Origin of the sequence: Reyranella sp. (assembly GCF_050185545.1) — a bacterium.
In the GTDB taxonomy this organism is placed as follows: domain Bacteria; phylum Pseudomonadota; class Alphaproteobacteria; order Reyranellales; family Reyranellaceae; genus Reyranella.
The window spans coordinates 1-7,620 of sequence record NZ_JBFWZI010000136.1; the positions used below are offsets into that span (position 1 = coordinate 1).

Below are 7,620 nucleotides of genomic sequence, written 5' to 3' on the forward strand. Positions count from 1 at the left end.
ACAAATCCGCGATACACTCTGTTTGCATCGGTGTTCCTCCTCTCGTCGCGAGAAATTGTTGCTGCACAACACTTTTCGCAGAGACCGAACGCCGATGCACTGCCTACCTTTGAGAAATCCGGGCTAGAACTTCTCCACCCACGGCCTCACCTCGATCTCCCAGCTCCAGGCGCTGCGATGCTGCATCAGCGTCGCCCAGTAGGTCTCGGCGATGGCGTCGGGGTCCAGCAGGCTGTCGGGATCGTTGGCCGGCACCGGCCGCGCGGAACTGCGAATGCCGCCATCGATCACGAAATGGGCGACGTGGATGCCCTTGGGCGAAAGTTCGCGCGCCATCGATTGCGCCAGGCCGCGCAAAGCGAACTTGCCCATGGCGAATGTCGCCGACAGGGCAAAGCCCTTCACGCCGGCGGTCGCGCCGGTGAGAAAGATGGCGCCGTGCGACTTGGGCAGCATGCGCCGGGCCGCCTGCTGGGACACCAGAAAACCGCCGAAGGCGCTGATCTCGATCGCCCGCCTGACGTCGTCCGGCGCCAGGTCGACCAGCGGCCCGCGCACCCGGTTGCTGGCGTTGTAGACCACGACGTCCGGCGTACGTCCCGCCGTGTCGAGGGCGTCGAACAGGCCAGCAACGTCCTTCTGATCGGCCGCGTTGCAGGCGTGGACGGTGGCGCCGGTCTCCTTGGCGAGCGCGGCGAGCTTGTCGGTCTGGCGCGCAGCCACCGCCACTTGGAGGCCGTTCCGGGCGAACAGCCGGGCGAGCGAGGCGCTGAGGCCCGGTCCGGTGCCGACAATAAGGGCGGAATGAAACGTCGGATTTTGCATGGTCAGATATCTCCTCGTTGCCGGCACTTTCACGCGGGTATAGGCTTTTATGCAATCGGGAAGGAAACGCCATGAACAAGGCACAACCAGCTGGCCGGATCGACATCATCTCGGATGTGATTTGCCCCTGGTGCTATATCGGCAAGCGTCAGCTCGAACGGGCCCTCGACCTGCTGGAGAAGCAGCGCCTGCGCTTCACCGTCGCCTGGCATCCATTCCAGCTCAATCCGGACATGCCGCGCGAGGGTGTCGACCGGGCGCAGTATCGCCTCGCCAAGTTCGGCAGCGCCGAGCGCTCCCGCCAGCTCGACGAGCGCATTACAGAGGCGGCGGCCAGTGTCGGCCTCGAATTCCATCTCGATCGCCTGACCCGCACGCCCAACACCCTGAACGCGCATCGGGTCATCCGCCTGGCCGGCCAACGCGGCGTCCAGGATGGGGTCGTCGAGGCGCTGTTCGAGGGCTACTTCGGCAACGGCGCCGATCTCGGCGACCCGCAGGTGCTGGCCAGCCTGGCCACCGAAGGCGGCCTGAAGCCCGAGGAGGTCACCGACATGCTGTCGGGCGACGACGGCCTCAAGGAAGTGATCAGCGCCGACCGCATGGCACGCAACTGCGGCATCCAGGGCGTGCCGAGCTTCGCCCTGCAAGGCCATGTGCTGTTCTCGGGCGCCATGCCGGCAGAGGAGATGGCGCAGGCGTTCCGGCGCGCCTGGGACATCCTGAAGAACCGCGCGGCCTAACGACCGCTGCGGACGTTCATGGACGGCGACGACACCGGCCCCGAGACGGTCATGGTGTAGTCGATGCTGCCGGGCCGGCCGACATCGAGGGCGATCGTGGTTTCGGTCGCCGCCGTGGTCAGGCTGGTATAGCTGTTGATCTCGGCGACGGCGTTGCCGCTCTGAATTTTGTGGTCGTGCAGCGTGAGCGAGGCGCCGGCGAGCTGGAGCTCGCCGGCCAGGGTGATCTTCTGATTGATGAAGGCCGCCAGGACGGCCGAGCTGAAGCCCATCTCGGTGCTGAAGATGCTGGCGACACCCGTGGCGAAGGTGGCGAAGCCCAGCGACCCGCCGATGACGGACGGATAGAGGTAGCCGCTCACCTGGCCCCTCCCCGCGAGCGAATCGCGGATCTCCCCGAACGATGCGCCGCGGCCCCCCAGCACGATGTCCATGATGGTGATCTTGCCGTCGACCGACACCATCAGGTTGTCGTTGCCGAACACGTTGGTGCCGGCGCCGCCGCGCAGCATCTCGCCGAGGTAGATGCCTTGCAGGCTGCCCGCGAGGTCGACGGCGAGGGCGGCCCTGGTCGAATCGATGGTGCCCCTGAAATCGACCGCTCCGCCGTAGAACTGGCCGGTGAGCTTCTCGATTCCGAGGACGCCGTTGCGCAGGCTCGCCAGCATGTCGGCATAGTTTATCTGCACCGAGGCAACGGCGACCGCGCTGGTCTCGAGCGTGAGTGTCGCATCGAACGCACGCAACGCCGCGAGGTCGATTGCCTTGGCCGTCGCCGTGCGCTGCGGACGCACCGGCAAGGGCACGCTCGCATCGGTGGCATGGCCGACAGCCGCCGGCGGACCACCCGCCACGCCGAGCCACTGGTCGAGGTCGAGCGTTCCCGGAACCCGAAGATTGGCCGTGACGTTTGGCCTGGCCTTCAGGTTGACGGCATCGATCCGGCCGATCATCGGCGTTCCGAACGCCGTCAGGTTGCCATCGAATGTCACCTGCGTGGCGTCGCCCCTGAAGGCGCCGGCGGCGGCGAGCGCACCGAGGGTCGCTTGCGCCCGCCCCGTTGCCACCGACAGGACGCGGCCGGCATCCGGCACGTCGAGGGCAAAACTCGAAAAGTCGAAGCGGAAATCGCTGCCCAGCACCAGGGTTCCGGTGGCCCGTCCGGTGCTCCCGATCGCCGAGACCGTTGCGTTGCGCAGCATCAGCACGTCGGGCGTTCCCACCACGCCGCCGCGGGCCGACAACGCGCCGATCTTGCCATTGCTCGGGCGCGGCAGCCCGGCAAAGGCGAGCAGCCGGTCGGCATCGGGCGCGGCGAGCGTGAAGGTCATGTCATAGCGAGGCGTCGTGGCGACGTCGCCGATGCTGCCGCGGGCTTCCAGCCTGGCCCCCAGCAGGTCGGCAACCTTGAGCGTCGCCACCTTCAGCAGGCTGCCTTGCAGCGACACGTCTCCTTCGACACCCGAGAGGCTCTGCTGGCGCAGGACGAGATCATCGACCATGAGCTTCAGCGCGAGGACGGGATCGTTCCTGTCGGGCAAGGCCGGTGCCGCCGGCACGAGTGTCGCCGGCGTCGCCGCTTGCATGTCCGTGGAAGCCGGTGGGGACGCGCCGGGCTGCTCGGCGGGAAGGTACTTGTCGAGGTCGAGGCGATCGACCTGAAGCGTCACGACTGAGGTCAACGGCGTGGTCAGGGTGACGCTGGCACTGCCGGTGGCAGTCTGACCGTCGAGCTCGATCCCGAGGTCGGTCAGTTGCACGCCCTTTTCGGTCGACGCGAGCTTGCCCTTGAGCGCGAAGGCCTGCAGCCCGGTCGCCGGAACCGCATCCGTGTCGATCTGCAGCCAGGCCAGAGTCTCGCGCAGCCTGGTGCCGCTGAGACTGATCTCGCCAGTTGCCTGGATGCGCGGACCGGACGGTGGTGGACTGGCCGTCGACGCTGGGACGGATATCGCCCTGGCCGTGGCCTGCAACACCATCTCACCCGGCAGCACCGCCTTGAGCTGCGGCACCGTGATGGCACCGTCGCGGATCTCCAGCGCCACGGCGACGTCGCGCACGGTCCCCTTGCGAAAGGCGAGCTCCGCGGCGAGGACGACCAACGATACCTCGGTCCCGGGCGGCAAGTGGGACAGCACCGAAAGGGACACTGGGCCGGTCGGTTGCACCGGCGCCGTCCGGGCCGAAGTCGCTTCCGGTGCCATGGTCGTCGCGCCGAGCCTGGGCATCAGGAAGAGCCACTTCTCGAGATCGACCTTCGGCAGCGAGAGATGACCGCGCAACTTCGGCCCCTTGCCCTGCTCGACGACCAGCGTGCCCATCGCGGTCTCGTCGTTCATCGAAACCTTGAAATTGCTGACCGCCAGGCGAGTCGCCGATACGTCGATGTCGCCATCGAAGGCCAGGTGGCCCGACACCGCGGCATCGAACGCCGGCACGACCTGTCCGGTCGCGCTCACCAAGGCGGCGATGAAATCGGTCAGCCCGCTCGTCGACACCACGAGATGGCCCTTTACGTCGGCGTCGGGGGCGACCCTGCTCGCCGTACCGGTGAAATCGAGCTTGCCGCTCGGCAGCGCGATGCTGAGAGCCGTGGCGTGACCGCCAGGGCTCGCTTCGCCGAGCCTGAAGTCGAGCGTGACCGGCGCACCGTCGAGCCTCGCCGTGCCGGAAATCGTGAACGGGCCGTCGAGCGATCCTACCGAGGCCGTGGCCACGATCTCTTCCGCCTTGATGGTCCGGCGGGTTCGCGGATCAGTGTAGCTCAACGTACCGTGTACGATCCTGAGGGAGCCCACCGCGAGATGAAAGCCGCTGGCCGGAGCGCCGGCCGGCTGGGCTGCGCCGGCGCCGGGCTTGAACTGCCAGTTGGGGACGCCGTTCGCATCGGCTTCCAGGATGATGTTGGGCCGGTAGAGGACGAGGCGGCCGACCTCGAGCCGCCCGCGCAACAACACCGACCAGGAGGGCGAGGCGCCGACCCAGCGCACATCGAGCATCTGTGCGCCCTCGGCGCCGACCGCGTTGGCGAAGTGGACCCGGCGCGCGCTGATGCGCGGCTCGGGGAACATCGACAGCCTGAGCGGCCCTTCAATCACCAGCTCGCGGCCGGTGGCCTCCTTCACCGCCTGGATCAGGGCGGGCTTGTAGGCATCGACATCGACTATGTAGGGCGCGCCAGCGACGAGGAGCGCCAGGACGCCGAAGACTGCGACGGTCGCCAAACCAATTCGTTTCAACACCGACATGATCTTCACACCTCGACAACACCTGTCCGCGCCGGTGGATGCTGACCACGGATCAGTTGACCAGCCGAATCTGGCCGAATGCCGGCCATATCCGGCAACGCGTCGGCAGGCACGGCTGCCGCAGCCGCTGCCCGCATCGGTCTTCGGCTGTCGACGAACCGGGCGCGGGCGCGGCTCGCCGAATGCTCTCAGCTAGTCCCGCCGGCCCTGCGTCGGACTCTATGGACCGCCTCGTCGAGCGCCGAGAGGAAGCGCGAGCGGTCGCGCGCCGCCATCGGCTTTGGGCCGCTGGTGCTCTGGCCCATTGCGCGCAGCTGCGACAGCAACTCACGACTGGCCATCGCCAGGCCGATCGACGCGGTCGTGAACGGCACGCCGGTGTTTCCGATCACCTCCGCACCGGCCTTGAGGCTGCGGTCGGCGAGCGGGATGTCGCCCGTGACGACGATGTCCCCCGGCCCCGCCCGCTCGGCGATCCAGTCGTCGGCCGCATCGAACCGGTCGCTCACGACCACCGCCTCGATGCGCGGGTCGAGCGGCACCCGGATGGGAGAATTGCTCACCACGAACACCTTCAGGGCGTAGCGTTCGGCCACGCGGTAAACCTCGGACTTCACGGGGCAGGCATCGGCATCGACAAAGATCGAAATCGCACTCTCCTTCCAACGGCGGCACGTATCAATCAAACCGGGGCGATCAAGGCAACCGGCAAGCACTAGGCCGCATCCTGCTTCCCCGCTAGAGTGCCGGCCGACGCTGCGGCTCGACACGCAGCGCGTGAGGGAAGGAAACATCATGCGTCCATCTGCCTGCCTGGGCGGCCTCGTTGCCGCCCTGTTATGCTGCTCCGCCAGTGCGTTCGCCCAGAAGAGTGGCGGCGTGCTGAAGTTCTATCATCGCGACAACCCGCCGAGCGCCTCGATCCACGAGGAAGCGACCAACTCGACGGTCATCCCGTTCATGTCGCTGTTCAACAATCTGGTGCTCTACGACCAGGGCAAGACACAGAACAGTCCGCAGAGCATCGTGCCCGACCTCGCCCGGTCGTGGAGCTGGAGCGCCGACAGCAAGAGCATCACCTTCAAGCTCCAGGAAGGCGTGAAGTGGCACGACGGCCAGCCCTTCACCGCCAGGGACGTGGTCTGCACCATGGACCTGCTGACTGGCAAGAGCGAGCAGAAGCTGCGGCGCAATCCGCGCACGACCTGGTACGGAAATGTCGACAGAACGACCGCCAGCGGCGACCACGAGGTGACCATCCATCTCAAGCGGCCGCAGCCATCGATCCTGGCGCTGCTCGCCTCGGGCTTCTCGCCGATCTATCCATGCCACATTCCGGTGGCGCAGATGCGCACCAGGCCGATCGGCACGGGGCCGTTCAAGTTCGTGGAGTTCAAGCAGAACGAGGGCATCAAGCTGGCGAAGAACCCCGACTATTGGAAGAAGGGCAAGCCCTATCTCGACGCCATCGAGTTCGCGATCGTTCCGAATCGGGCAACCGCCGTCCTGAGCTTCGTGTCGGGCCGCTTCGACATCACCTTCCCTTGGGAAGTCACGATGCCGCTGTTGAAGGACATCAAGAGCCAGATGCCCAACGTCGCGTGCCAGACGACCTCGATGAACGTCACCACCAACCTGATCGTCAACCGCGACGCACCGCCCTTCGACAATCCGGAGCTGCGCCGGGCGTTGATGCTCGCCATGGACCGCAAGTCCTTCGTCGATATCCTGAACCAGGGTGACGCCCAGCTCGGCGGCACGATGCAGCCGCCCACGGATGGCGTGTGGGGGCTGTCACCGGAAATGCTCGAATCGGTGCCGGGACTGGGACCTGACGTCCAGAAGAACCGCGAGGAAGCCCGCGCCATCATGAGGAAGCTGGGCTACGGACCGGACAAGCGCATGCCGCTCAAGATCGCCACGCGCGGCATTTCCATCTACAAGGACCCGGCGGTCATCCTGTCGAGCCAGTTGAAGGAGATCTGGATCGACGCCGACGTCGATATCATCGAGACGTCGCAATGGTTCGCCAGGATCACGCAGAAGAAGTATTCGGTGGGGCTCAACACAACGGGCAACGGCGTCGACGACCCCGATCAGAACTACTTCGAGAACTTCTCGTGCAAGTCGGAACGCAACTATACCGGCTACTGCAATCCGCAGATCGAGAAGCTGTTCGACGCGCAATCGGCCGAGACCGACATGGAAAAGCGCAAGAAGATCGTGTGGGAGATCGACCGCAAGCTGCTTGAGGACGGCGCACGGCCGGTCATCATGTGGAACCGCGCCTCGATCTGCATGCAGCCCTACGTCAAGGGCTACGTCGCGCAAGCCAACAGCGTCTACAACGGCTTCCGCTTCGAGGATGTGTGGATCGACAAGTAGATTGAGGTCACATCCTCCTCCCCGGCCTCGCCGACGGCAAAGCCGGGGAGGACAGCTTGAATGCCGGCGGTCTTACTGGCGGCTCATCGGCGGCTTCATGATCTTGCCGCGGGCATCGATGCGATTGCCCTGCGCATCGTAGCGGAATCCATACTCGTCGCGGAACGTGCCGTCCGGACCCGGCTGACCGACACCTGCTTTCGCTCTGGCCGGCGCTGGCGCGGTGGCTACGTTTGGATCCATGTTGGGTGAATTCGTCCCCGATCCCTGCCGATCACCGGGCTGGCGATCGCCGGGCTGGCGAACCCAGTCGTTGCGCCCGATGATTGGCCGGCCATTGGCGTCGACCGAACCGGCAGTCGAGCCAGACATTCTGTCGTTGGGAGTGGGGGACGTCATCGGCTGGGACGGCATCGTTG

General features: G+C 66.1%; 6 protein-coding genes. 2 read left to right on the plus strand and 4 right to left on the minus strand.

Annotation, left to right across the window (positions count from 1 at the left end; genetic code table 11):
• Nucleotides 1–123: 123 nt before the first annotated feature.
• Nucleotides 124–825 carry an SDR family NAD(P)-dependent oxidoreductase gene (locus tag AB7O82_RS27325; protein ID WP_428549482.1) on the minus strand — a complete coding sequence of 234 codons (702 nt, stop codon included), beginning with the start codon at nucleotides 823–825 and terminating at the stop codon, nucleotides 124–126.
• Between the two features lie 71 nt (nucleotides 826–896).
• On the opposite strand from AB7O82_RS27325, the gene AB7O82_RS27330 reads away from it, so the two are divergent.
• Nucleotides 897–1,568, plus strand: a complete 672-nt coding sequence (locus AB7O82_RS27330; protein WP_428549480.1) for a DsbA family oxidoreductase — start codon at nucleotides 897–899, stop codon at nucleotides 1,566–1,568.
• On the opposite strand, the gene AB7O82_RS27335 is transcribed toward AB7O82_RS27330, so the two are convergent.
• Both AB7O82_RS27335 and AB7O82_RS27340 read right to left on the minus strand, forming a co-directional pair.
• Nucleotides 1,565–4,792 carry an AsmA family protein gene (locus AB7O82_RS27335; RefSeq protein ID WP_428620611.1) on the minus strand — a complete coding sequence of 1,076 codons (3,228 nt, stop codon included), beginning with the start codon at nucleotides 4,790–4,792 and terminating at the stop codon, nucleotides 1,565–1,567. The genes AB7O82_RS27330 and AB7O82_RS27335 overlap by 4 nt on opposite strands.
• 212 nt (nucleotides 4,793–5,004) lie before the next feature.
• Nucleotides 5,005–5,499 carry a YaiI/YqxD family protein gene (locus AB7O82_RS27340; RefSeq protein WP_428549490.1) on the minus strand — a complete coding sequence of 165 codons (495 nt, stop codon included), beginning with the start codon at nucleotides 5,497–5,499 and terminating at the stop codon, nucleotides 5,005–5,007.
• 112 nt (nucleotides 5,500–5,611) lie between these two features.
• Between AB7O82_RS27340 and AB7O82_RS27345 the strand changes: the two genes are divergently transcribed.
• Nucleotides 5,612–7,201, plus strand: coding sequence for an ABC transporter substrate-binding protein (locus AB7O82_RS27345; RefSeq protein WP_428549476.1), 1,590 nt, complete (start codon nucleotides 5,612–5,614; stop codon nucleotides 7,199–7,201).
• 72 nt (nucleotides 7,202–7,273) lie between these two features.
• Here the strand turns inward: AB7O82_RS27345 and AB7O82_RS27350 are convergent.
• On the minus strand, nucleotides 7,274–7,620 hold a 347-nt coding region (locus AB7O82_RS27350), incomplete at its 5' end, for a hypothetical protein (protein WP_428620613.1).